The organism is Paenibacillus sp. ACRSA, from assembly GCF_022346845.1.
Taxonomy (GTDB): Bacteria; Bacillota; Bacilli; order Paenibacillales; family Paenibacillaceae; genus Paenibacillus.
In genome coordinates, this window is record NZ_JAKRNP010000020.1 from 13949 (window position 1) to 38135 (window position 24187).

Annotated in this window: 15 protein-coding genes; 14 read left to right on the forward strand and 1 reads right to left on the reverse strand. The window is 46.8% G+C overall.

Annotated elements, in window-relative coordinates:
• Nucleotides 1-423 precede the first annotated feature (423 nt).
• From MH215_RS27350 to MH215_RS27375, 6 genes are all read left to right on the forward strand, one after another.
• The gene (locus tag MH215_RS27350; RefSeq protein WP_239294092.1) at nt 424-1980 is read left to right on the forward strand and encodes a DEAD/DEAH box helicase; all 1557 of its coding nucleotides are present in this window, start codon (nt 424-426) and stop codon (nt 1978-1980) included.
• Nucleotides 1981-2294: 314 nt separating this feature from the next.
• Nucleotides 2295-3491 (forward strand): hypothetical protein, encoded by a 1197-nt coding sequence (locus tag MH215_RS27355; protein WP_239294093.1) that lies wholly within the window; start codon nt 2295-2297, stop codon nt 3489-3491.
• A 77-nt stretch (nt 3492-3568) separates the two neighbouring features.
• Nucleotides 3569-4777 (forward strand): hypothetical protein, encoded by a 1209-nt coding sequence (locus tag MH215_RS27360; protein WP_239294094.1) that lies wholly within the window; start codon nt 3569-3571, stop codon nt 4775-4777.
• 262 nt (nt 4778-5039) lie between these two features.
• Complete coding sequence (locus MH215_RS27365) at nt 5040-5888, forward strand: AraC family transcriptional regulator (protein ID WP_239294095.1); 849 nt, start codon at nt 5040-5042, stop codon at nt 5886-5888.
• Nucleotides 5889-5947: 59 nt separating this feature from the next.
• Nucleotides 5948-6925 (forward strand): iron-siderophore ABC transporter substrate-binding protein, encoded by a 978-nt coding sequence (locus tag MH215_RS27370; protein ID WP_239294096.1) that lies wholly within the window; start codon nt 5948-5950, stop codon nt 6923-6925.
• Nucleotides 6926-6969: 44 nt separating this feature from the next.
• On the forward strand, nt 6970-7278 hold the full coding sequence (locus MH215_RS27375; RefSeq protein ID WP_239294097.1) for a cupin domain-containing protein: 309 nt from the start codon (nt 6970-6972) through the stop codon (nt 7276-7278).
• 366 nt (nt 7279-7644) lie between these two features.
• Here the strand turns inward: MH215_RS27375 and MH215_RS27380 are convergent, their stop codons facing one another.
• Nucleotides 7645-8577 (reverse strand): hypothetical protein, encoded by a 933-nt coding sequence (locus tag MH215_RS27380; RefSeq protein ID WP_239294098.1) that lies wholly within the window; start codon nt 8575-8577, stop codon nt 7645-7647.
• A gap of 435 nt (nt 8578-9012) precedes the next feature.
• On the opposite strand from MH215_RS27380, the gene MH215_RS27385 reads away from it, so the two are divergent.
• The 8 genes from MH215_RS27385 (at nt 9013) to MH215_RS27420 (ending at nt 24098) form a co-directional block, all read left to right on the forward strand.
• The gene (locus tag MH215_RS27385) at nt 9013-10806 is read left to right on the forward strand and encodes a vWA domain-containing protein (RefSeq protein WP_239294099.1); all 1794 of its coding nucleotides are present in this window, start codon (nt 9013-9015) and stop codon (nt 10804-10806) included.
• 248 nt (nt 10807-11054) lie between these two features.
• Entirely contained in the window at nt 11055-14444 is a 3390-nt protein-coding gene (locus MH215_RS27390) for a tubulin-like doman-containing protein (RefSeq protein WP_239294100.1), read from the forward strand.
• A 1-nt stretch (nt 14445) separates the two neighbouring features.
• A complete protein-coding gene (locus MH215_RS27395; protein WP_239294101.1) occupies nt 14446-16863 on the forward strand; it encodes a transcription initiation factor TFIID in 2418 nt (805 codons plus the stop codon).
• A gap of 75 nt (nt 16864-16938) precedes the next feature.
• Nucleotides 16939-18222, forward strand: a complete 1284-nt coding sequence (locus MH215_RS27400) for a vWA domain-containing protein (RefSeq protein WP_239294102.1) — start codon at nt 16939-16941, stop codon at nt 18220-18222.
• Nucleotides 18223-18243: 21 nt separating this feature from the next.
• Nucleotides 18244-18891: a beta-mannanase gene (locus MH215_RS27405; RefSeq protein WP_239294103.1), complete on the forward strand. Its 648-nt coding sequence runs from the start codon at nt 18244-18246 to the stop codon at nt 18889-18891.
• Between the two features lie 38 nt (nt 18892-18929).
• Nucleotides 18930-20189 carry a TRAFAC clade GTPase domain-containing protein gene (locus MH215_RS27410; RefSeq protein ID WP_128103867.1) on the forward strand — a complete coding sequence of 420 codons (1260 nt, stop codon included), beginning with the start codon at nt 18930-18932 and terminating at the stop codon, nt 20187-20189.
• Nucleotides 20186-23365, forward strand: a complete 3180-nt coding sequence (locus MH215_RS27415; protein WP_239294104.1) for a GAP1-N2 domain-containing protein — start codon at nt 20186-20188, stop codon at nt 23363-23365. The genes MH215_RS27410 and MH215_RS27415 overlap by 4 nt, the downstream gene beginning before the upstream one ends.
• Nucleotides 23366-23588: 223 nt before the next feature.
• Complete coding sequence (locus tag MH215_RS27420) at nt 23589-24098, forward strand: hypothetical protein (RefSeq protein WP_239294105.1); 510 nt, start codon at nt 23589-23591, stop codon at nt 24096-24098.
• Nucleotides 24099-24187 lie beyond the last annotated feature (89 nt).

Below are 24187 nucleotides of genomic sequence, written 5' to 3' on the forward strand. Positions count from 1 at the left end.
GATATTTCGTGTAATAGGGCGGCTGGAGTTCGTTAGAAATGACAACTCGCTAAATACGCTGGAATAGAGTGCGTTAGGTTCGTTAGAAATTCGGGATAGCTTAGTTGAAAGCGGCCTGCTACAAATCTCGGGGATTTGTGATACAAGTTAGCGGGGAAAGTGGTATCCCCTTTTGTTTTGCTTGACTAACGTGTAAACTACAGTGTATGGAGAAGAAGAGCAACGAGTGGATTGCTTTTCAAAAATTCATTTCATAATCATGATGGATATAAGGGAAACTATGTAGGTTGAAAATAGACATTTTACACTGATTAGATGGTTGTTAAGTCATTGGAGTGGTCATTGTAAAGTTAACTGGTTCAATTTATTACGCAAGTTATTATGAAATGGACTTATCTAAATGAATATACAGAGGTGTAACGATTGGCAAACTTTGAACAACTGGGCATTCGTCCAGAATGGTGCGAAATCCTGAAGCATCAGGGAATCGCCGTGGCGACTCCGGTACAGGAACGTTCGATTCCGGTACTGCTTGGAGGACGCGATATTATTGCTGAGGCACAGACAGGCACAGGGAAAACGCTGGCTTTTTTGCTGCCGATCATTCAGAAAATCAACGTATCTGACCGCTCACCGCAAGCGTTAATTATTGCGCCTACGCGTGAACTCGCGTTGCAGATTACAGAAGAAGCGAAGAAGCTTACAGCTAATGATGATAAGCTGCATGTGCTTGCTGTATATGGTGGACAAGATGTAGAGAAGCAGCTGCGCAAATTGCAGAATGGTACTCAGATCGTAATTGGTACACCGGGACGTCTGCTCGATCACTTGCGCCGTGGCACATTGAAGCTGGATAACGTAAAAAAATTGGTGCTGGACGAAGCAGACCAAATGTTGCACATGGGCTTCTTGGATGATGTGGAGACGATTATTCGTGAAATGCCACACAAACGTCAGACAATGCTGTTCTCAGCAACGATGCCGAAGGGCATTCGGATGCTGGCTAAGAACTACATGAAGGACCCTGAGGATGTGAAAGTATCCTCTAAGGCGGTCATCCCAGTCCACCAGATTCGCCAGCAGGTGCTGGAATGTACAGATCGTGGCAAGTTTGATGCGCTTCGCGGCATGATTGATACGTATCGTCCATATTTGGCGATTATTTTCTGCCGCACCAAGCGCCGCGCATCCAAGCTGAACGAAGATCTGCGTGAAGCAGGGTATGAAAGTGATGAGCTTCATGGGGACCTGTCCCAGTCGAAGCGTGAGAATGTGATGAAGAAATTCCGTGAAGCCAAACTGCAAATCCTCGTTGCTACTGATGTGGCGGCACGCGGATTGGATGTTGAAGGCGTAACGCATGTATTCAACTATGACATGCCACATGATGCGGAAAGCTATATTCACCGAATCGGCCGTACAGGTCGTGCGGGTGGAACAGGTCTTGCTATTACATTTGCAACACAGCACGACAGACCGGAGCTTGCGCGTATTGAAGAGGGTACGAATCAGAAGCTGAACCGTATTCAGTGGACGAGTGAAGGGCCAGTAGCTTCTACTGGAGAAACCCGTCGTACGATCCACAGTCAAGGTGATGACGAGCGTTCAGGCGGACGTTCTGCGGGCACAGGTAGTGCTCGCCGCGGCGCAGGTCGTAGCGACCGCAGAGATGGCGGTCGTGGTGGTCGTGGTTCCCGCGGCAGCGAAGGTGGACGCAGCGGTGGACGTAGTGGCGGACGCAGTGGCGACGAGCGTAGCGCCGGACGTGGTTCCGCGCGCAGCAGCGACAGCAGTCGCGGTGCTGGTCAAGGCGGACGCGGCGCAGGTCGCAGCGGCGATGAGCGCAGCAGCAGCCGTAGTGGTGGCCGTAGCGCCGATGGGCGCAGCAGCAGCGGCTGGGGTGGGCGCAACGCCGACCCGCGCAACGCTGGGCGCGGCGCAGCGAAGGGTGAACGTCGCGATTCACGTCGTGGACGTTAAGATCGATTATGCCAGCGGTAGTATAACCATGCTGGATGTAAGACATGGAACATATCTGAGAGAACGCAAGTACAACGGTACCGAGTTCTCGAACGAGGGTCACGGCAGTAATTTTGCCGTGGCCCTTTTTTCCGTAGGAGAAACGCATTAGATTCTGGTACGTATTGGATAGTTATGGATTATTTATAAGATGAACTACACTTACGAGGGTAGAGATGGATTGTTGCAAATGTGGAGAAGGCGGGTATACAAGAAGTGGGATTTTGCCCGTCGTGGTTATGTATAATGAAACGTTTGAGGCTAGGAGGCTATACATGAGTACATATGGTTTGATTCAGGAGCAGCGAAGGATGCAACCTTTTTACTGGATATTTACACAGATCATGAGTGGATTAGGCATGCTTATTGCATTAGCCATGATTGTAGGCCCGATCTATCTGGTCACCATATTTACGGAAGAGTGGCTTTGGTTGACACTTATTCTGCTGCCGTTGGGGTTATGGCTTTTCTATGTATTATGGCGAGCGTTGCGTCGGTATGCATGGAAAAATTGTCATCTGGATCGTGTGGAAATGGATGACTACCAGGTGCGATATATACAGTGGAACCCAGAAACTCAGGAGTCGGAGGAGGATGCGTTTGACCGTTCGGCTATTCAGCAGGTGTATATGAGTCGTTATACGATGAAAAATGCTCATTTCTACCAGAAGGAGAATTTTGGAGAGCATGTGATGCTCTATCAGTTTCTGCCGGAAATACATATCATCTACCGTCAGGGTATGCAGAATAAGATATGTACCGTCCGGTTTTATGAAGGGGCTGAAGCTAAGACATGGTTAGATGAGCTGTCCTCACAGGAAGTTCCACTAACGTTCACGATGTACTCTAACGCGAAGCTTGGTACAGAAGAGTTTAGAGGAGGACTAGAGGAAGACCCATATCTGGAAGAGGCATCATGGACGGGAAATGTTCTACTCCAATATGAGGCTTACCATGAGCGCCAGATGAAATTGATTCTGGATCAGATTGAGAGTGTTCAGTCAGCGAAAAGAGAGAGGAAACAGAAGAAGGCTGCCCGTAAGAACGTCAAAGCCTTTCGCAATGTAGGTTGGGCTTGGCTTGTATTTGCACTCCAATGGGGAATAGCCATACTGCTCAAGGAGCAAGCAGAACAAGGAAATCTTAATCCGGTTTCTTCCCTTATTCCTATCGTGGTTTATGTTGTTGGCGGCGTCCTATTCGGATTTTTGACAACGATCTTTGTCTGGAAGCATGTGTTGATCTATTGCATATTCACTGCGGTTAATCTGGTTATTATCAGCGTCTCATTCTATTCTTCAGATGATATGAGTGCCGGCGCGCGTATGTTGGATACTATGGGTGTTGTGAGTTTCTTAGGTGTTCTATTTGTCGCTTTGCCTTTAATCGCTTATCAATATCGGCTAACGGCACGCAAAGGATTGCTGTATAAGAATGAGGATCAATCCTCTTCCACTACCCAAGACAAGTGACATTACATGAATTGTCGTGAAATAAAACATATAGAATTAAAGCTTATATTTACGCCTTTTTAAAAGGAGGACTTCATATGAGTATGTATACCCATTCGCACGATCTCGTCGAGAAGCAACGATCCATGTCACCTTCGTATCGTAAATTCCGTTATGTCACGTTGTATGCATATATGATTATCGGAGCTCTGCTCGTGATTGCGCCTGTTATTCTCCTTTTCGTTGATCTATCCATTTTAACGTGGTTCTTTCTTGGTGCAATTCCTTTTGGCGGCGTGTTAGCCTATCGTTCTTATCATCAATTACAACAGGAGACGTGGGTGGAGAATCACTTTAGTCAGACTCAGATGCATAATAACCAAATTAGATACAGCCAGTGGAATCCACATACTAAAATGAACGAGGAGAACCAGTTGGATTGGTCTCAGATTCAAACGGTGTATTACGGCAAACATATGATAGATCGCCTTAATACTTATGTGCATAAAGCACCTTCGGGTCTGCAAACCATGCCTGTCATACACTTGGTATATCAGCAAAACATGAAAGATCGAGTTCACAGTGTGCCATTTTATGAAGAGCAGGATGCTGAAGCGTGGATAGAACGTCTTGCACCAACGGGCAAATTGAAGTTTACAACGATCCATACCGTTGGTTATGTACCTGAAGCAGAGCTGTTGAGGAAACTCCGTATGGATCGGGATCAAGAAGCATTTTCGCACACAGACCAATTAAGTCATCAGTACGATATGTTTCTGGAGCGAGTGGAAGAACGGATGGAAGCCGATGAGTATGAAGAATTAACGGAGGAAGAAGAGAAAGAATTACTTGCACTAATGCGTGCTGAAGACGAGCAAGAGCGACGAGACTCATCAATGCGTAATGTAGGTCTAGGCTGGCTGGTATTTGTACTGCAATGGGGCGTTGCATATTTCATGGGGAGAGCTGCAGAATCCGGAAGTATTGAATCGGAACAATGGCTTATGCCGTCCATTATCATCATGTTAGGTTGTGCACTGTTCTATACTTTAGTGAAAAGATTGCTGTGGAAGCATATGTTGTTTTATGCAGGCGGCACACTTCTGAACTTCCTAGGCATCAGCATCCTGCTGGGAGGAAGCGATGAGACAACAGTGATTGGACAGATGCACCTTTCCTTATCCGGCAGTGCAATATTATGTGCTGTGTTAGTTTGGATTCCATACATTCTCATCTATCCGCTCAGAGCAGGAAGAGACGGTCGTAGACAGGACGAATCCATATCCCTAAGTCATAACCAGTTATAATACAGCCCAATAATATATCAGAGGCACCCCGCATTCTAAGGAATCGTGGGGTGCCTTTGTATAGATTTATACATGATCATCACGAAGAAAATACACGTGTCAAAACTCAATACAGGGATGAACTCCTTTTTCGCGTTTGCTTTTGTTAGGAGACACAGAAGACTGTTTAAGCTCGGATAGTACCCTTTAAATGATATTGATAATCAAAATCATTTGAATTACCATATAGAATTAAGAGATTGATCGAAGGGAGGAATGCTTTGTGCAAATAGACGTTAATCAAATGGCTGAGTTTCTTGCGGCTAATCCTTTTCGAATTCAGGACATATTTCGTTATGCTAAAAATCCAGGTGTACCCCACGCAGAATATACAGATTCGTTTCCCGGATTCGTATTTCCACTTAGAGGAAAGACACAATTTCAATTTGATGGGACACCCTATATTTTCTCACCAGGGAAAGTTGTGCATGGTGGTGCAAAAATGAAACTTGCACATACAGTGTTTGGTAAATCCAATTGGGAATATATCCTTGTTTTATATCAAATGAATAACTTTGACGATGCTGGCTTTTCTCAGCAGCATTTTGAGTTGTTGACAGGGCAGTCTCCACGGCTTGTCGAAATATTGATGCGACTGTGGCATGCGTATAATCAGCAAGGGGGTCTCTCTTTATTTCAGGCAGAGCTTTTGTTTCGAGAATTGCTGAATGAAACTCTATTATGTGTAGCTAACAGGCAGAATAGTAACAAATCACTTCCTATATTTGAACGGATATCCAGTTATATTCATGAACATTATGATCAAAGTATAACAGTAGCTTCACTAACAGAACAAAATAATATAAATAGAAACCGGCTTTCTTATGTTTTCAGAAGGCATGCAGGTGTGGGGCCAGCAGAATATGTGCTGAACTATCGAATAAAGATCGCGCAAAAAATGCTAGTTACAAGCGATGTGCCTGTACAACTAATTGCACAAGCTGTTGGAATTACAGATCCCTTTTATTTTAGCAGGGTGTTTAAGAAGCGAGTTGGCATTTCCCCCACGCAGTATCGCGGAAAGTTCATCAATAATCCATACTCATTTCAACAGGCATCCATCCATATTTGAAAATGAAAGTACTACACTAAGGGAGGAGTCAACAAAAGATATATTGGAGGAATAAATATATGTCGAAAGTTACCGTGCTACCGATCTTAATCATAGTATTAGCAGGTATTTTGACAGGTTGTAATGAAAAACCTGCTGAGAATAAAGGGTCAGTAGCCAAAGTAGGATCTACGTCAGAAGTTCAAATAAATGCAGCGGATTGGCCAAGAACATTTAAGGATGGATTAGGCAAAGAGATTGTTATTGAGGCAAAGCCAAAAAACATAGCTGCACTCTGGTATTTTTATCCTGAGATATTAGTTGCATTGGAAGAGCCGCCTACTTCTTCTACGGATAAAGAGTATCTTTCTTCTCTGGCTTATTTAAAAGGAAAGCTGGATACTACTGAAGAATTAGGCGATAAAATGTCTCCGAGTATTGAGAAAATAATTGCTATGAACCCCGATTTAATTATTGCCACAGAAAACCATGAGGAACAATACGAAGCACTAGAAAAAATTGCACCCGTCATTACGCTACAAACCAAGGCCATCTATGAAGATTGGCAATATGGACTTCGTACTGTAGCCGAGATCATCGGAAGAGAGGACAAAGCGGAAAAAGTAATAGATGAAATGATGAATGAAATTACAACTGGGCGCGAAACATTGAAGTCGATTGCAGGAGAAACCGTAGCGCTTATCGTATCTTGGGATGGAAAAACATTCAATGTTCTAGGTGAAGGCAACCCTGTCTATACACTGGCGTCTGACCCAGAAAAGGGGTTAGGTCTTACACCAGATCAGACATTTAAAGGGAATAATAATGAATTCGCTTCGTTTGAAGGAATCTCGACGATTGAAGCAGACCATATTTTCCTGATTGGTGATATTACAAAAAAAGAAGCGCTAATGAATAATTTGGAACAAAGCCAAGTATGGAATAGCCTTAATGCTGTAAAGAAAGACAATGTCTATTTAATGGACACTTCCGCTATTACTGGCGGCCCATTAGCTACCGAATATGCGCTACGAAATATGATCAATTCCTTACAATAATTCTATTGCGTTTGTAACGGTTCATAATACAAGGAGGAATGAAGATGCAATACCAATCCATTCAACTAAAAAACGAGTTTTCTAAAATGAGCGATTTCTGGTCTCCAAAAGTTATTGGTGAATTGAATGACTATGATTTAAAGCTTGTTAAAATTAAGGGCGATTTTGAGTGGCATAATCATGAAGGTGATGATAAGGTGTTTATCGTTCTTGAAGGGGAGATGTTGATTGATTTTCGTGATGGACAGGTGAAAATTGCTAAAGGCGAGCTCTTTGTTGTCCCAGGAGGGTCTGAACAGAAGCCTTCTGCTGAAAAGGAAACTCACATCATGATAATAGAGCCTAAACGTTGAATTGCCGCTGCCGATACGAAAATGAGGAGCTAACAATGATAATATAACGGGTTGTTTCGCCTCTAAAGCCTGATCTTTCTATGGTCTATAAAAGTCAGGATCTGCCTACCTTCACGTTATTGGCCTTTTTAACCTCCGCAAAAAGCTGTCCCTCTTAATCTGCATATATACTACTCGCTGAACAATGCTAACTAAATTCCTCTTGGACTGTCTGTAGAATCGTGGTGTTTTTTCATCACCTCGTATCTGATTAAAAGTATCCCACACCTGTTGCTGATGTAAGTGCAGGGGTGGGTATACTTTTATTCGTCTATATGCAGGGAGTCAATTTGTACTAAATTACATGACATCGTCCATATCTCATTTCTATACATGCCCATCTGCATAATGATCTCGATATTTCTCGTCATATACTCGACCTACTGATTCTGCCAGTCCACCTCGCGCTTTGTTGGGGTACCGTTCTATGGTGTGATACAAGCGCATGAAGCGATCTTTGGGCATAAAGCGCGCGTAGCGGGTAATAAGACTAGGGAATAACTCAATATATTTGCTTTTGCGTACAGCTGCGGCTGCCACGGCAGTTAAGATCTGAATGCCATTGTGTAGCTGCAAAATATTCACTTCATACGTAGCGATGTAACGAATAGCATCTTCACGGATCAGATCTGGCTTGAGCCGAGCAATCTCACCGATATATTCAGCGAGCAGCCGTTCGAAATTGCGTAGCAGTAGTGGTTTCAACTGTAAATCCATGTCACTACGAAGTACGAAGGATTGAAGTAAAGCTACTTGCTGGAGACGAATTCGATCATTGTATACGAGTGAGCCAATCTCACGTAGCATCTCATATGCGAGAGCTTCATCCTCCTGGCGAGCTTCGGCGACTAATGCCCAGTTGCGATTGATACCCTGACGGATGTTTTCCCGTTCCTCGTACAACAATCGCTTCATCTGGCGGAGTTGTTGAACAGGGAAGGCGCGCTTATAAATATAGATGAGCCATCCCATGAGCAGTAGAGTCACGGTTGCAGCGAGCATCGTTTGATCGGTCGTCTCACCGAAATAGGTAGCAGCAGACCCAAGAATAATCGTAAATAGGAAATCACGAGCGATCCGGCGCTTAACCCTTGAGCCAGCACGTTCCTGAACAAGAACCAGTGTGCTACGGCCACAGGATGTGCATTCATCTTCCCATAAGCAGGTATATTGTCCGCATCGCTTGCAGACTCGCAACTTTTCAAAGGCATATGTCGTCCGGTTAAAGGGTCGGATTGAAACCACTTGTTTTGTGCTCATGCTCTAATCACGCTCACCGTTCAGAATAGTATATAGCGTGCGATCTGAATCTTCTCGGGTCACAGGCTTCCGGTTATGAAGATAGAATTGAACCGCTCTAATTAGGACAAAAAGAAACAATATGGCGAGACATACGTATGTAACCATAATTCGATCCTCTCTAGATAGCGTTATTGTGCGTACAAATCAAGGTGATCGCACGCTACGTTGTTATATTGCGGTTTGATGGCAATAACTATATCATATTTCCATAGTTGGAATATTCGTTCCAACAAAAAGGCTGAAATCGTCGATTTTTGCCAGTCATTACAGAATTGTAACTCAAGATAGGGGTGCTTTTCAGAATTTATTAGTAGACTGTTAAGATTTCCTTAAGGCTTGACGCCTATAATAAACTATTCCCATTTTAATCTCAAACGTGAAGGAGTACACCTCATGCTGCGCACACGCAAAATACGCTGGCTTAGTGGAACCTTGGTTCTACTGGTATTACTAACGCTACTGCTGCCTTCGACGTTACTGCCTCAGGCGGTAGCGGCTCAGACACAATCAAGCGGAATTGATGCGGTACTTGTGGCCGATGTAAGTAATTCGATGAACACAAGTGATCGTGACAAGATTAGCAATGAAGCCATGAAAATGTTTATTGATATGTTACCTGTCCAAGGGGACAAGGTAGGGATTGTCGCATACACCGATCAGGTGGAGCGGGAGAAAGCGATGCTAGAGATTCAGTCCGATGCGGACAAAAGCAACCTGAAGGACTTTATTGATCAGCTGGGCAGAGGGCCATACACCGACATTTCCGTAGGTGTCGCCGAGGCTGTGAACATCCTGAACCATGGTGCTGATCCGTCTCATTCCCCGATGATCGTACTGCTGGCGGATGGTAACAACGATTTTAACAAAACAAAAGGTCGTACACAGGCACAGTCCGATGCGGATCTGGACATAGCCGTGAAGGAAGCACAATCACAAGGCATTCCTGTATATACGATTGGTCTGAATGCGGATGGCAAACTGAACAAGGATGCACTTGCTGATCTAGCTCAGCAGACAGGCGGCAAATCCTTTATCACCGATACGCCGGATGATCTGCCACAGATTCTAAGCGAGATTTTCGCCGATCATGCCAAATTAAATGTCGTGAAGCTGCCTTCCATCACGGGAAACGGCAGTTATCAGGAAGTTACCGTGAACGTGCCGAATGATAGTGTGTTAGAAGCTAACATCTCGATCATGTCATCGAAGCCAGTCGAGATTCAATTGACCGATCCAGCTGGCAATGCTGTCGATCTGAACTCCGATGCAGCCAAACTATCCACTTCGAAGAGCTACTCTTTGGTGAAGCTGCTTAAACCAGAAGAGGGAGATTGGAAGTTACGAGTCAAAGGGGCTCCGAAGGACAGCATCGATATCAATCTGCTCTTTAACTACGATCTGCAACTCGTCGTGGATCCAATTAAGACCAAGTCCTATAAAAAAGGCGACAAGATCGATCTATCCGCGAAGCTGGAGAATGGCGGTCAACCATTACAGGATCAAGACCTGTATGCTGACATGAAGGCAACGCTGGTGATCAAGGATGTGGATACAGGTAAAAGTGAAGAGCAGCCGATTGAGAATACAGGAGATGGATTCGCGGGTACGTTCACTGTTCCAGACAATCACAATTATGAATTGGTCATTCGGGCAGAGGAAGATAGCTTTTACCGCGAGAGCGCTCCAGTCAAGGTTAATGCGGGTGGGGCAGCCGGAAGCGGAACACAACCGACGACATCGGCCGGTGAACAGGACAAGCCGTTCCCATGGTTACCCGTGATATTAGGTGTCATCGCTCTAATCGTAGTGGCGGTTGGCGGTTGGTTCCTGATGGGCTGGCTGAAACGTAAAAATCGCGGCTTTGTTGGTCAGATGGTCGTCGAGATTCGTGATGAGAACACAGGAGACAAGTCCTATCCCCAATACAAAAAGCTAGCATCGTTCCGGGGCAAGTTCCATCTACATCAATTGCTGCAACTAGACCCTGAACTCAAGGAAACCGAAAAATATATCTTCACACCCGGCAATGGTGACCGGATTATGATACGCAACACGGCAGGAGGCACGCTGGAGAAATCCGGTCGTGCGGTTGATGCAAGCTCAGGCGTTGAACTGAAGAACGGTGATCGACTGAGCATCCCGCTACAACAAGCGGATAAAACCATTTTGATTGAATATCTAATTTAAAATACTAAAACCGTTAGAGGTTGGGAAAAACCGTTTACACGAAGACGTAGAGGATAGAAATAACGTGAAGAAGCGGTAGCGCTCGCCTGAAAGCTTTCTTTCAGAAAGCTACTTCGGAAGCATACGCTATCCCCAGATTTTCACCTTGGTAAAATGGAATCAAAGAATCTGGGGATAACAGCGATCGGAAGGTTATTCTATCATCGGAGTTGCGAGTGTAATTATGTTTACCAAAGGGAGGACATGGAATGAAACCGATTGTTAGAGAACATATTCAGCAACTGGATGTATCGCTTGGCGGAGGAATTGTCAGCGAAAAAATCAGGGTTGATACCATCGATAACCCGATGTTGATTATTGGTCTTGGGGGAACAGGGATCGATGCATTACTTCGTCTCAAGTATCAGATTAATCGTCGCTTCAAGCTGCCACAAGATCCAGTGTCGAAGAAGAAAATGGAGAAACCAGACAACGTCGAGTTTCTCGCATTCGAAACGAACGAACAGGATCGTGCGAAAAGATACAAAGGAATCGGTCTAGACCCGATTAATGAATTTGTGTTACTGTCCAATGCCGAGATTGGTGGATTGCTGCAGAACCGCAGTGTACTGGAGCCTTATATCACGGACTGGCTCTCGCCAGAACTGAGCATTACGGATGGCATGAACGGAGCTGCAGGCGTTCGTCAGGCAGGGCGTCTGTTGTTATTCACGAAGATCAACCAAGTGGTGCAAGCGATCGATAAGAAGATTAAGACACTTTCCGTAGGTACGAATAAGAAATTGATGGTATTCCTACTTACAGGTCTGTCCGGGGGTACTGGTAGTGGGTGTTTCCTCGATATTTCCTATATTGTGCGTGGCATCATCGAACGTGATCATGGCTCAGCAGGGATTGACCGGGTCAATACACTGGGCTACCTGTTCACGCCAGACGTGAACTTGTCCAACAAAAGCTTGAGTGAGCATACACGGGAGTATATCCGCAAGAACGGTTATGCTGCACTTAAAGAGCTGGACTACTGGATGAACGTGGACAGCCGCGGTGAACGCTTTACGCAGAAGTACGGTAATATCCTGACCGTTAATTCGCCATTGCCACCGTTTAACCTATGTCACTTGATCTCAGCCACGAACACGGAAGGTAAACTGCTGGAGAATGCGTACGATTACTGTATGAATGTTACGGCAGAGAATATCACCAACTTCATGGCGAGTGAAGAGAAGCAGTCGGGTGAAGAGTTCGCGATCCATGACTACATCAGCAACATTCGTACCAACATTGCACAGATGAACAAGGTATATCCGGCGAACTATGATTACAACATCATCGGTGCATCCTCGGCTGTACTGCCGATTGAAGAAATGACGACATATCTGGCTTACCGGATGTTCGATAAGATGAGCACGATGTTCTCCAAAGCACCGAATCAGGAAGATACCGAGAAATTCGCCCGTAAGTTAGGCATTGATCTCGAAAGTGTAGTGAAGGCATTCGAATCCCGCGTGCCGGAGCCGCTCCCAGGTTATCAGAACAGTGAACGTCTGTCCTACAACAATGTCGTGAAATCCCAAGTGGTGAACATGGACACAGAGCTGGAACAGAACTTCCTAGCGCGTGCACGTGAAGAATATATCAAAGCGAAGAAACAGCATCCGGGTGAGATTGCAGGGCAATTCACCGAACAGATTCGCCGGATGTTCCTGCATCCAGAGCAGGGGCCATTCTATGTTTCTCGTCTCATCTATACGGAGAAAGGCTTCTGTATTCTCAAGATGATCCAATCGTACATTGAGACTTTACGGGAGAATGCTTTCCGCATTCCACGCGATATTGAGGCTGCCCAAGAACAGTCTGAAGAGAAGCTCGGTGATGCGAAGAGCGCCTTCGTCTCTAAAGAGAAGAAAAAGAATGCTTATATTGAAGCTAAAATTCATGAGTACTGGCTGCATGCTGATGTAGAGCGGAACGAACAGATGATTGAGTTCTATGAGGATCTGTACGAGCTGCTCAACCAAGAGAACAGCCGCATCTATAACGTATTTAGTGAGACATTGAATGCACTCAGCTCGATTTTCTCCAAGAACGGAGATATTCTGACCCGCGGGGAAGAACAGGCAGATCACAAAGGCAACAAGACGTATTATTGGAACGTGGTAAGTGTACCGGATATCGTCAGCGTCGTGGATGGATTGTTAGATAAGCGTGATACGGATGACTTGATCCGTGACTTCTCGCGTGAACTGTTGGAAAACTCCAACCAGTGGGTGAAGGAGAACGAGATTGACGTGGTGAGTTCCATCTCAGACTTCTTGACCGAGAAGTTCGGCGATCTGATTACCCGTTCAATGGAAGATTTCCTCGTGATCAAGTATGGTCAGGATGAGTCTGTTGAGAAGTTCGTAGAACGGCACATCGCAGGTAAACTGGATGATGAAGCGGTGCCCGTATTTAACCTGAGCAATAGCACGGGTAGCCTTCATTTCCCATCATGGGGATTCGTATCTGTCCCGACACAGGCACCGGGTATTCTCAAAGGAATTCGCAATTATCAGAACAATGCGGTAGGAAAGTCTCACTTTACGGTTAAGGAGAGCGAGGTTCGTAACCGAATCTTCTGGTTGAACACACGTAACGGTGTGCCGCTCTTCGTGTATACACCGCTGAAAGTATATGAAGAAAGTTATGAGCGTACGATTCTCGACAAAGAGGGGATTGGCCGCCACCTTGTGCAGACGGAGAGAAATAACTGGACGTATCTTCCATCCCCAATCCCAGAGAAATCATGGGGCGATGTGTATGAGAACAGCCGCGTGAAGCAGTATAACGCCCGTGTTCGTTCCGAATTCGAGCAAGCGATCGGGTACAACATCATTATTGCGAAGACGATGGATGAGAACACAAGCAACCGTTACGCGGTAGTAACGACAGAGCCGTTTGATCTATCCGCGAAGTTAGGCAGCTACGACATGCGTCTGACATCAACTACACCGAACCTTGGTGAAGTGAAACGGGCAGTCATTGAACTGAAACGTCTGCAATCCGAAGGATTGCCACGGGTCAGCGTGAAGGATATTTTCGGAAGTATTAATGAAGATATGGCGAAAGAAAACCTGGTGCGTTCTCCACAACTGATTGCGCGTGTACGCGAGGAACTGGCGAAGATGAATGCAATCTCAGTGAAAGTATCTGAGCTTGAAGGTATTCTTGCGCAGCATCAGGATGAAGAGCAGTGGTATGATCGCTTCATTGAAGCCCTCTATACGGACACAATTGTGAAGAAGGGTGCACTGTATGTCTATGATCGTGATCCCGAGGAAGATGCATGGGAGCCGTTCGCCAATCTAATGAAGAGTCGTAATTTTGCTGAATATGAGGTATTTGGCAACTTCCGTGGATTGTCTGAAAAGGATCGGAACACCTTGCTTCGCAAAGCTTCACGCCGCGATAACGATCTGACCGCTTCGGAGGATATTGCTCCGCTCCTTGCGAAACTGGATGAACTTGCTGCACTGTTCATGGAGTCCCGTGATCGTCTGGAATACGAACGTGTCGAACTGGCGAATGGTGAGGATATCTATCAGTTCTACAGAACGATGTCGTCCAAGCTAAACGACATTCGCAGAAGGTTGAAGTAAGATGGCTGCCGGGATGAAGCACAGTTTGGAGCAATTCGCGGCATCATATACGGCGGAGCAGGAACGTCAGGGCAGTCTGGGTGATGGTCGCAGCAGCATCCATTACCCTGCCTTGTTCTTGTTCGTGGGTGACTTGGTTGCACCAGCATTACCTGTTGTCCGTGAGATTAACCGAACGAAGTGGGATAACGGGGATGGCGTGGTCTATGTACAGGTTGGAACAGAGGACTTGGATCAACAAGAGGAGCGTAGGGGCGAACGATCTGAGGAAAGTCAGGTGGCTCGTCATATTTTACCGCTGTCTACGGGACATTCTGAATCATCCAAAACATTGCGCAAAGACATATACCATCAGTTTCACGATTCAGATCAGGCACTTGCGGGTCTGAATCGTACATTACGGCGGGTGAGTAACCGAATCGCTGAATACGGGCGACTGTATTCTTCGTTTGACCGCATCTATGTGACGGTTGTAACTAGAGCGGATGATCCATTGAATGTGCTTTTGCCTGAGCTTACGAAATTGACGGAAACGATACTGGCTCAATCTTTCAAATCCGTGCAGACAGATCTGCATGTTCTGGTTAGTGAAATGGAGCAAGTGAACTCATACGGATATGCAAGCGCAGCAGGACTGGCCTTTTTGCGAGAGCTTGATTATATGCAGGGCTTGGACTATACCTTTAGCGGTCGTCTGCTCGTGACTGAAGATGGCATCTCCATTCCGGTCACACATCCCGCTTCGCCGCTGTTTGACCTGGTGTATATTTTGTCAGATAAGAATGAACGGGGTACAGGGGTATCTGGCGGGTGGATAGAGAATGCCGAGATCATCTGCCGCATCTGTCTGCTCAAGAACCGTAAACAGGATATGGGTGCTGCCGGCACCATTTCGAGCACAGGAGCGAACACCTACAACAATACCTCATTCAAAAATAACATTCGCACCACCTCAGATCAGCATGGGTATGCCAGCGCAGGTTATGCTGAGATCAGGCGTCCCAACAAGCCTATAGCGCTTGCTGTGCTGTATCACTTCTACCGGCATCTGCTTGAACAGATGCGGAAGGAACCGGAGGATTGGGGCATCAAGGACAAGCTTTCATTCTTCGGCCTTGATCCGATGACGATAGAACGTAAGATTGATGGGCTATTACCAGGTGAGGATCTGGTCAGTGGTATGAGCGGCATCATGACCCATAACGTCAGCTACGCTGATCTCAAGCCGCTATCGCTACGTGAAGCGGAGAGAGCGCTGTTCGGTCATGGAGCTGAGGCGTACTTCCGCGATAATGTGGCACGTAAGGTAGAAGAACGTGTACGTCAGCGGAGTACCGAAGGCACTCTTCGTCAGCAGGCTGAACAAGCTCGTGGTGAGCACCCGGAGATAGGTTACTTCCAATGGGCGGCTTGGAGTAATCATGGAATGGGAAGTGTGCGGGAAGGCTTGCTTGGATTGATTCGGGACAAATCCATGCAGCTTGAGTCGGCACGAGCTGTACTTGAGCAGCGACTACAGGAGCAGGTGCAGGATCAACCGTTCAAAAGAGCCTTATTCCGTGATAAACAAAATGTACGCAACGTGATTGATTGTATCCTTGAGCGAGTGTATGTACCGAAGGTGGAGCTATTACGGATCGAAAATGAACTGCAATTGCTGCGCATCTACGATACGGAAATGGAGCAACTTCACGCTTTTAGTCGAGGCATCACCCAGTCCCTTGAGGAACTGGAACAAACATTGCGCGAGACAGCCGAGGAGAGCATAGCTGCAGCGGATGAGTACATTGGACAAAATGTCATGGAATACTACGGCAAAGTGACAGAAGATCTGATTACGGATCTGGAAGCCAAGCGTGGACGGGCCGTATGGTTTGAAGACCGCTATATGGGCGATATGAACCATCTGGCTACGCAGGGTAAGGAGCGTGTAATGGAGCGTCTTATGGACGTATGTCATGCATTGTTACTGACTGCCGAACCGTTGCGTGTCCCTTTCGAAGAAGAGCTATTACAACGTGCCAATGTCACGATTACGTATGGGGATAAAAATGTGTTGACTCGTGATGATCTGTTCCGTCGATTATATCGCACGTTAGAGGATCAGGCTGTTGTTCGGGTTAGGGTGTTCGATTATACGCAGGAACATCGGTATGAAGAAAAATATTTCTTTGGTGACCATGATAGTGCCTTTATGGACTACGCGGCACATGCCGAGGAAACTTCACGAATCTACAAGCTTGGTGTCGTGTATGAAGAGCGAAGCAGCGGCGTAGAGAAATTGAATCTTATGGGAGGCTTCCATCTCGAAGATCTGATGGTCTATCGTAATGCCAAGGTATATTACGATTCCTATACAGATAACGGATATGAGCTGCATCCTGAAGGTCTTGCGGACAAACTGTCTCCCGTGCGGTAGCCAGCCTTCGTTATCACTCACGCTTGTATTAATTCAGCCTCATTAAGGGCTGGTGTAGAAAGGATGCATGTGAACATGCAGCGAAAAATCAATCTTCTCCTGGTACTGTTCAGCCTCATTGGCGGAGCAGTAGGTTTTGCGGCAGGGGAAATCATGCTGCATCAGTGGCTTGGAGAGATGCCGCGTCTGTTGCTGATGGGATTATATTTCGGTGTTGTTGCACTAAGTGTGGGTCTATTCTGCCTGCTCGCTGAGATGATCTCACCAAAGCTTAACGGTGCTTCATGGAAACTGCGATATCTGAGCTTGTCTTGGAAATTACTTGTCCCGGCAACACTCGTACTCTTATTCGTGGTGGGGCTAGTGGTACAACTGCTGTATCAGATCAATCCAGGCGGTGTGAAGCAGGTTAAGGATATCGTGCTCATGATTGACAATTCAGGTAGCATGACAGAGACCGATCCGAATAATGGCCGCTTTGAGGCAGCCAAGACACTGATTAGTCAGATGGAGAGCGATAAGCAGGTAGCCGTAATTACATTTGCGGATGAGCCAGAACTGTTGCAGCCGTTCATTGCACTGGATAATGAAGCTGCTAAGAATGAGGTATATGATAAAATCGATAGCATCGTGACGACCTCAGGTGGAACGAACTTTGATGCAGCGTTGAAAGAAGCAATGGAGCAGATTAAGGGCAAACAAGATCCGAAGCGTGGTACCGTTGCGATATTGTTATCTGACGGTATGAGTGAGGTCGATACGTCTGGCATTCTATCGGAATATGTGAATGAACAGATTCCGGTCAACACGGTGGGACTCAGCTTGGTCGACCCTTCGGGTACAGATCTATTGCGCAGCATCGCTGGGCAGACAGGTGGTCTCTATTATGATGTGCCGGATGCAGGTGGACTTAACCTGGCATTCCAGCAGATTTACGATACGATTGATGAACGAACACTAGTTACGGAACGTACTGGCATGATGGAGCATAGCACGTATCTGGCTATTTTCCGCGTAGCTGCCCTACTGTTGATTGGGGTAGCGCTGGGTGTATCACTTGGACTGGTATTCGATAATCGCCATCTGGCGCTCAGCTTCGGCATTGGTGGAGCAGTCTCAGGTCTGTTAGCGGGTCTCCTTCTGGAATGGGGACTGGATGGATCGCCTGTCGGAGATGCATTTGTAAGGCTTGGCGCAATGCTCTTGCTGGCTTCCGTATTGACCCTGTTTACATGGATTATTCCGATGAAAGAGAACACACCACGGAGCAATCGTGGCCGTCGCGATGCCAGAAAAGGGAACGATTCGGCAGAAGGGTTCGGAGGGCGCGCAAGAGACAAACGAAGCAAAGGATTTTAAACATCGGGAGGTCTTAGGAACATGCAATTTACGGATGCAGATCCTTCGGCGCCCACAATTCGCAAACTGACACTTGCGGTGGACGAAGGCATGTGTACGCTTCGCTGGCTCTGGCCAGAGGGTGTCGAGGCTGTGTATGTTGAACGGCTGGAGGTTGCGATGCTGGGCAAAGAGAACAGCGGCGATGCACATGCGCAAGGTAAATTGAAGCTCTATACGCGTGAGGAATACAAAGCAAGCAACGGATACGTGGATCGGATAACAGGTTTTGGAGCGATCCGTTATACGGTTTATATTTGTAGGATGGATGACGCCGAGCCAGTACTGCTCCGTCAGTCGAACGGTGAGAACACGGTAATGGCGAGTGCAGGCAAGGCGGATATTCGATTTTCCGTTCGATATAAAAGTGGTTTTTTTCAGAAAAGAAAAAGTGTATTTATGACCGTTACGACCGAAGCACCCGTTCCGAAGGAGGCTCTCTGTTATGTTCGTAAAAAGGGGAGTGTTCCACTTAATAAGGAAGATGGTACGGTGTATCCATTTGTAAATGATTTTGCACCTGGAAGAAATGAGATGCCGCCCGTTGAGGTTGCGAAGGATGATTACGTTAGGCTATTCTTCACGGACGGCCCCAAGTATGGAAAGGTGTACCGGCTAATATCGGATTAATGAATAGGTTGACTTTCAATTAGGGGAGGGGAGTGGCTATGAGTTTTTTTAGTCGTTTTTTGAAAAGACAGCAGCCAGAAGAACGGCCGCTATTTTACGATATTGTATGTCCCTATTGTTTCAGTAAATTCTCACCTGAAGAGGTTGTATTCCGGGCAGCTCATCACCGAGACGACGATGAAGACTACGCATTGGGGGAAGATGCGAAGCTGAATCGCTACCGTGAACGGTTTGGGCTTGATACGGTGTTTGATATGGAGGCCGTGCTTGCCCCGCATGACGTACCAGAGGAGCATCGCATTTATTCAGACAACATTGTGATGGGGTTGAATGATCGGTATGGTGTTGTCACCCGCCGTAGACTGTGCCCGCATTGTCATAATGAGCTACCTGTTACAGCAGGTAAGGCACCAAGCAACATCATATCCATTATTGGGGCTTCCCAGGTGGGTAAATCGGTGTACATGACATCGCTCATCCATACGTTACAGCATTACACAGCCGACCATTTTGATGCTGCTTGTATGCCGCTGAATGCAGAGATTAGCCGTAGATTCCGTGCGGATTATGAAGAGCCGTTGTTTGAGCGGGGGGATCTGCTGGATTCAACGCAGAAGGAGAAGTTGCAGGAGCCGTTTATTTTCCAATTTGTGTTCAAGGACGAAGATAAAGCTCCACTGACACTGGTGTTTTTTGACGTGGCTGGTGAGGGTATGGTGGAGCAGGATTATCTGGGACTTCACGGACAGCATATCAAAAATTCAGCAGGCATTCTGTTTATGGTTGATCCACTTCAGATTCGCTCCATTCGGGATAAGATCCGGATTAACCTCGGCAATGAGCCGGGTGAGTGGACACCAAGATATGATGAGCCGCGCGACGTAGTACTGACATTGTTCGGTGACTTTATCGCTTATCAGGATAAGGCAAAAACAAATATTCCAACAGCCGTTGTGCTGACCAAAAGTGACATGCTGCATTCCCTGAAGGATGAGGATGGCGATTACATCAAATCCAATAGCAACGTGTTCCGTAACATGGTACACCGCGACTGGTTTGATTTGACGGAGTTTGAGAATATCGATGGAGAGATTCGTCGGTTTATTGAGAAGGTAGACCGTCCGTTCAAAGGCACAATGGATGTCTATTTCAAAGATACGGCATACTTCGCTGTGTCCGCACTAGGAAGCAATCCTGTAGATATGAAGCTACAAGGGGTTGTTAGCCCAATCCGCGTGGACGAGCCATTCCTATGGCTGCTCTACAAGCTGAAGTATATTGAGGGGAGAGTGGGATGATGCAGTCTTCCATGACCCCGCCGATTGAACAACAGATGTATACCCGTGAGCGGCGAGGGGTATTTCGCACAACGGAAGGCTTCGATACGGTCGCAGCATCACCGGGACTGGAACCTTCTTTTATCAAAAAAGTACTTCATCCGTACTGTGTCTATGATGCTCCTGCGGAGCTAACTGGCCGGAGCGAGAAGGACGAGACCAAGTTCCCAGCAGCAATACATCTACTGCATCTGGAGAGTGGAGAGACGATCCTAGGACAGAATGTGTACCAAGCGGCGGACTTTACTGGGCTTCGTAGTGCCTTCTTCGCTCATAACTATGTATTGTCTCCTGAGCGTTCGGAAGAGCTGATGAGAACAGGCGATTGGCTGAATGCGGCGTTTGCTACGTCCTATGACATCGAGCAAGGCACAGTGCTGCCTGCGCTGTCTGAATTACCGGGTGTTTCCGCAAGGGAGAGGGAAGCTGGGCAGGGATCTGAAGTCCCTTCAGTCGCGCCTGCCGAGATTCTGGCTGGGTTAAAACTGAACGAGATATTGTTCAAGCGGTTGCTCTATGCAGTGATGCAGGCTGTCACGACACGCCGTAAAGTGTATATCGCATTGGATCTGCCCGCAGAGCAAGTCACAGCAGGGGCGAAGGAGTTGCTTCGTCTGCTCTATACGGCACTACCTTACGCCTTCCGGAGACAGCTGGGGTTCATGACGTTTGCCAAGGAGCCACAGGCGAAGAAAGGCATTCACCTTCAGTTCGTAGAGAGAGGCACACTTCGTCCCAAAGATCGTAATACGGAGAAGGACTTTACGTTTGATCTCATGTCAGGCAGAGTAACCCACGTAGATGCAGCAGTGGCAAATCTTCCTTATATGGATTTTGCATGGTCATTGCTGCATGATCCGAAGGCGGCTACGCCGTTTTATTCTTTTGCCGACGAGATGCTATCAGGCATGGAGCCTGGACGTGAGCTTTCGGTTGAAGCGTACGGGGAGTTATCTCTATTTTACCGGCTTGAACAAGGACATGAAGACCTATACCTTAATAACAAAAGTGGTGTGCTAAGTGGGCTTCTTACATATCTGAAACCCGAAGGAGCAATCCAGCGCCGCGCTCGTCTGAATGAGCTATTCCTGACGCTGCTTAGTCGGGAACTAAACAATGTTAAACGTGAAAATGTGCCTGAAGAGCCAGTTGCAGCTCAAATCGGTGAGTATTTCACCGTAGCCGCGCCAGTGGTTCAATCCCGAATCGTAGATTATTTCATCTATGCGATCAACAATGCGCGCACACAGAAACGTATGCGGGCGGTTCAAGAATTATACAGTTTGCTGGATCGGAATGCTGTGCTGAATCGTGCATTTTTTGGTAAGGTGTTAACGAATGAATCATTGACCAAGCTGTTATTTGAGCCTTATCTAGACAGTCAATTAAAACATACAGAGTTAGCGTCAAATGTGGTGGACGTCATTGAAAATTGGGTGCTATCCCATCCGTCGTCGATCCATAATGCTTTTTTGCTGGAACGTACAGCCATAGAGCTCCGTGAGCGGCTATGCTCTGCACCGAATCCGGTGCAATCCGCCAATGAAGCACTCAGTCGAGTGAGTGTATTGGATCGTGTCTCGACTTCTATGGAAGACCCTGTAGACACGGGAATTACGGGACAGGTCGGTCAATCCGAGGTCGTTGCTCGTCCAGAACGTAAATCTGGAGCTGACGCGGCAGCCTTGTCATATCAAGAGCAATTAACCCGCTTGGCAGATAAGCTCGCCTACGTCATTAATCTCTTCATGATCCAGGATCTTGACTTAGAGCGAGTGGGCCGGGCACAACTGTTAAGCATTGATATTTTGCAGCATGATCGTGAGGTTCGGGATTGGGCTGCACGTCAGGGCTCAGATGTATCCGCACGCACGAACATGATGCTGGCCGCGAGAGCCTGGCTCAGTGGTGAAGGTCGTGATGAAGAGGATCTGGAAGCCCTCTCCCTTACAGAGCGTAATGAGCTCCAGCGTTGGACCAGACGCTGGCTTGCCGATGAGCTTAGAGAACGTCCTGATCAGGATGCATTCGCAGCCTTGCCTCTCGCGTTTTATCGTGGAGGTAGTGGCGCTAAGCTGGACTATGCAGGTCTGATTGAGTTTGTTCGGAGCACAGCAGGCAGTGAGCGAGGTCTGTACCCGTTTCTGGAATGGTCGGGCAATCAACGGCTGTTTGTCCGAGGGTCTCAAGCGAGCAAGCCATACTCCGATGCGATCGTAGCGTACTTCAAGGCGCATGATCGTGAAGCCTTCAAATCGAAGTCAGCCTTTAAGCCATATTATGCTAGAGCAAGTAAGACCATGAAGCCAACCTATGACCGGGCGAAGTCGGAGTTATCTTCATCTCTGGTACGTTTATTGACCGGGAAGAGGAAAAATGTTTTTCTAGGGTCATTCGTGGTCATTCTGATTCTCGGCATTGCCGGAGGAACGTACGCTTTAATGGGGAATAATGCAGAACCACCTGCAACTTCACCTACACCGGTTCAAGACCCAGCGATCCCTGCTGAACCAGAAGTTTCATTAGCTGATCAGATGGCATACATTGTACCTGCAACCGAAGAGAACGGCACAGCGACTGCGCCACAACTCGTCATTCGCTTCCGAAATGAAGCAGACCGCGATGCATTACAGACGGATAAGCTGCAATTGAAGCTGGCGGATGGCACCGTAGTTGAACTGGAGGACGCCACAAGTGAATGGGAGAGCTTCAACCGGAATGAGGAACCAGATGCGGTAGATTCAGCTGACAGTGAATCACAGGGTGCGGCAGAAGGTAATTCGGGGGATAGCTCTGATGGGAGTTCGGAAAGTACCTCTACTGACACAATCGATGGCACCCAATCCAGTAACGATGGAAGTCAGGGTTCTGATTCGCCTACAACCTCCGATTCTACGGAATCGACGAACGAGTCTTCCTCAGATGGAGCAGGGACAACGCCATCGGGATCTTCAAACTCTACGATGGCTGGAGAAGAAGGTTCCGCTGTGACAGAACCACTTACCGTGGAGGCGGCAGATCGCTTATATCCTTTCGGTAAACAAGTCTCACTCCCTGCTGATATGGATCCAGCAAACATCGTCAGTATCCAAAGTGGAACCACTGTGATTGAGCTATCGTTACAACCGGAAGCTTAGAAATACAGTCTTCATTCGTTTCACGTATTGAATGTAATGAACTTATGTATATCTAAAGTGATTCGTGTCATGCAATTCACTCATATTAAATGACCTCGGTATTGGTTTACCGGGGTCATTTTTTTTTGAACATTAATTCATTTTCATGTAACATTTGGATGGTTTTGGCTGTCTAGAATGTAGAGGTTTATAGAATAAAATTAGATGACATAGGGGGCATATTATGAAAGTTTGGCTTGCAATCATACTGATGTGTTGTGTCGTAGTGGGATGTTCTAATGCGGGGGATCCAATCTCAGACCCACCGGATCAGATGGAGAAGCAAGATGGATCACTTACAGCAACAAGGCAAGTGGGGAATTATGTGTTGCAGCTTGTGGCGACTTCTGAGGGGGAGCAGCTTATCCATTTTCGTCCCAGCATCAAGTATGTTGGAGAGCAGACTGAACATGAAATCTTTCAAGGGGTTGGACTGTTCGATGTTGATCTACATCATGATGGGGAATCCATTCTTCCACCTAGAAGCTCTATCGCCCTTGGAGTTACAACCGTCCTAAAGGCTAACGAGTGGTATACGAAAGAGTATCAGATTCAACTGACTCAGGAACAGCTTCGAGACATCCCTATGGATGAGATTCAGGTGGTAGTAGAAGCGGACTTCGAGTCAGAGGAAACTGGATTTGATGATAAGAAAAGAATGATCTTATATCTCCACGAGATACTATCGGATTGAAAATTGCATATTGTCCTACGATGAATGCTGTAATATGAATGTGGATGTGATTGAGCTTCTGGCCTTTGAGTTTCTGCATAAATGGAGCA

Coding starts and splice junctions, on each gene's coding strand:
- MH215_RS27355 (WP_239294093.1), top strand. CDS start 2,295: ATGAGTACATATGGTTTGATTCAGGAGCAGCGAAGGATGCAACCTTTT.
- MH215_RS27360 (WP_239294094.1), top strand. CDS start 3,569: ATGAGTATGTATACCCATTCGCACGATCTCGTCGAGAAGCAACGATCC.
- MH215_RS27370 (WP_239294096.1), top strand. CDS start 5,948: ATGTCGAAAGTTACCGTGCTACCGATCTTAATCATAGTATTAGCAGGT.
- MH215_RS27375 (WP_239294097.1), top strand. CDS start 6,970: ATGCAATACCAATCCATTCAACTAAAAAACGAGTTTTCTAAAATGAGC.
- MH215_RS27380 (WP_239294098.1), bottom strand. CDS start 8,577: ATGAGCACAAAACAAGTGGTTTCAATCCGACCCTTTAACCGGACGACA.
- MH215_RS27385 (WP_239294099.1), top strand. CDS start 9,013: ATGCTGCGCACACGCAAAATACGCTGGCTTAGTGGAACCTTGGTTCTA.
- MH215_RS27390 (WP_239294100.1), top strand. CDS start 11,055: ATGAAACCGATTGTTAGAGAACATATTCAGCAACTGGATGTATCGCTT.
- MH215_RS27395 (WP_239294101.1), top strand. CDS start 14,446: ATGGCTGCCGGGATGAAGCACAGTTTGGAGCAATTCGCGGCATCATAT.
- MH215_RS27400 (WP_239294102.1), top strand. CDS start 16,939: ATGCAGCGAAAAATCAATCTTCTCCTGGTACTGTTCAGCCTCATTGGC.
- MH215_RS27405 (WP_239294103.1), top strand. CDS start 18,244: ATGCAATTTACGGATGCAGATCCTTCGGCGCCCACAATTCGCAAACTG.
- MH215_RS27410 (WP_128103867.1), top strand. CDS start 18,930: ATGAGTTTTTTTAGTCGTTTTTTGAAAAGACAGCAGCCAGAAGAACGG.
- MH215_RS27415 (WP_239294104.1), top strand. CDS start 20,186: ATGATGCAGTCTTCCATGACCCCGCCGATTGAACAACAGATGTATACC.
- MH215_RS27420 (WP_239294105.1), top strand. CDS start 23,589: ATGAAAGTTTGGCTTGCAATCATACTGATGTGTTGTGTCGTAGTGGGA.